The organism is Tepidiphilus sp. HLB4 (assembly GCF_054823945.1).
This window is the reverse complement of record NZ_JSYB01000090.1, coordinates 1-1,916: the sequence shown is the minus strand read 5'-3', so window position 1 is coordinate 1,916 and position 1,916 is coordinate 1. Positions and strand designations below refer to the sequence as shown.

Sequence of the window (1,916 nt, the reverse complement as noted above, 5' to 3'; positions counted from 1 at the left end):
GGTGGTGTAGCTGCCGACCTGCCGGTGGGCATTGCCTTGGGCGTCGATGAAGCTGGAGTTCGTGTAGTTGACGTTGATGCTCTTCAGCCCGGCTTCTTCCAGGGTGAGCAGTTCGCCCGCATCGGTGCGACCATTGCCGTCGGCGTCCTGCCACACGCGCAGTTCGGCGAAGGCCGCATCGTTATTGTCGATGGCGCCATCTGCATTGCTATCGAGTCCGCGAAGTGCCTCGAAACCGTTAGCAGCTTTCTGACCGTTGGCCAGTTGCGTTTCGGAGCCGAAGAGTTCGCGGCCGCTGTCAATGGTACCGTTGCCATCGAGGTCGCGCACCAGGAGCCCGTCATCCGGGCTCACCCAGCCGGTCAGCTCGGCGAAACCGTCGGCGGCGTGGTCAAACAGGGCACCGTTGCTGACCGATACCGTTTCGATGCCGTCACCGTCCAGATCAAGTGCGACGGGAGAGGGAATGGTGGAGGCGGTTTGGGTTTTCTTTTTGATCTTCTCGATATCACATGTGCCGGATCTATTGTAGAAAAATTGATTGAACGCCTGTGTGCCTTCATCAAGTGCATCAAGCATGGCTTGTTCAAGTGGTTCGCGCGCTTGCACGAGCGCTTGGGCAGCTGAAGCAGCAATGGATGCTGCTGTTAGAGCAACTTTTGCTGGTGATGGAGGCAGAAGGCCTGCAATCGTTCCAGTAACCCCAGCAAGAACGCCCAGCCCAGCAGCAAACTCGTCAGCTGCGGACGTCGCATTCTGCAATGCTGCCAAGTTTAGCGAGGCCTGTGTCGCTGCGGCTGCTGGTGCAAACCCCATTCCGAGACCCCGAAGGAACGCAGGCGACCTCTCCAGCTGCATGGCCGTTGCCGTAGCGGCAACGACGGCGGCCCCCATTGATCCCACGTTATTCGATTTATCAAGTCCACCGGTGTAGGCCGAATTGGCATCAGCTGTTGCTGCTGCAAGCTCACCTGCGGTACCCAGTGCCCCCAGAGTCTGGGGGATTGAACAAAAACTCATTTCACTGCCCTCCGGATTTAATCAAAAAGGAAATGCCACCGAAAGCAACAAACCAAAACACCGTTGCCATCCAAACCCCTCCCGCGAAATCGGCAAAAAACACTTTCTCTTCTATTTTTGTTCGCGGGTAAAGTTCGCCATGCAATATGTTTTCTGCCGACCTAATTTGACTAAGATTGATAGGGTAACCATATTCCGAATAGCTCTTGCCATCTATTTTGCTGGCTGAGTAAAAGTAAAAGAACAAGCCCACAGCCAAGGAGAAAATCAAAACGCCACTGAAGCTAGAAAACTCCCTGTGAATCCATGAAACAACTGGGATTGAAGTAACGAATCCATACCAAGTCTTGTTGATCACCGGAAATAACACGATGGCAAATGCTAATGAGGCAGAGACTAGGTGCAAGCGATTTATCCACTTGAGTTCCCATTGGACAATGGACTCATGAAGCATTCTTCTGGCCACTACATTGGGGTCTGCAGGATCTTTCGGCTCTTTAATTCCATGGATTTTTCGCCACTGATCTTTGCTTAATTGCTTCATTTTTCGTCCTTCACCAAAATCATGCCTATGGCATGCTGCCCCACATTCACCACCTCATCCACCTGCAAGCCCTTGGGCACCTGATGCGTGATGAAGATCATCGTCACCTTGCCCTTGAGTCGGTTGATGGTCTGGGTGAAGTGCTCGGCGTCATGCTGCTTGCACCCATAATGCGCCGTTGGCAGCGACCTGTTCATTGCCGTTGGCGAGATTCTGATACTTGAGGGGGTGGGCCAGGCTCAGGCTGACGATGCCATCGCGCCCCTTGAAGCCGCGCAGCACATCGTTGCCTGCGCCGCCGTCGAGGATGTCTCGGCCCGCAGTGCCGCGCAGCACGTCATCGCCTTCCGTC

At 54.4% G+C, this 1,916-nt stretch carries 1 protein-coding gene and 2 pseudogenes; all 3 read right to left on the bottom strand.

Annotation, left to right across the window (positions count from 1 at the left end):
• Nucleotides 1-1,020, bottom strand: a pseudogene (locus OA56_RS10540) (hypothetical protein); the annotation flags it as partial.
• Between the two features lies 1 nt (nucleotide 1,021).
• Entirely contained in the window at nucleotides 1,022-1,564 is a 543-nt protein-coding gene (locus tag OA56_RS10535; RefSeq protein WP_461585193.1) for a hypothetical protein, read from the bottom strand.
• Nucleotides 1,565-1,714: 150 nt separating this feature from the next.
• A pseudogene (locus tag OA56_RS10530) lies at nucleotides 1,715-1,916 on the bottom strand (hypothetical protein); the annotation flags it as partial.

Bases quoted from the DNA above. Each gene is read 5' to 3' on its own strand.
- OA56_RS10535 (WP_461585193.1), bottom strand. From the start codon at position 1,564: ATGAAGCAATTAAGCAAAGATCAGTGGCGAAAAATCCATGGAATTAAA.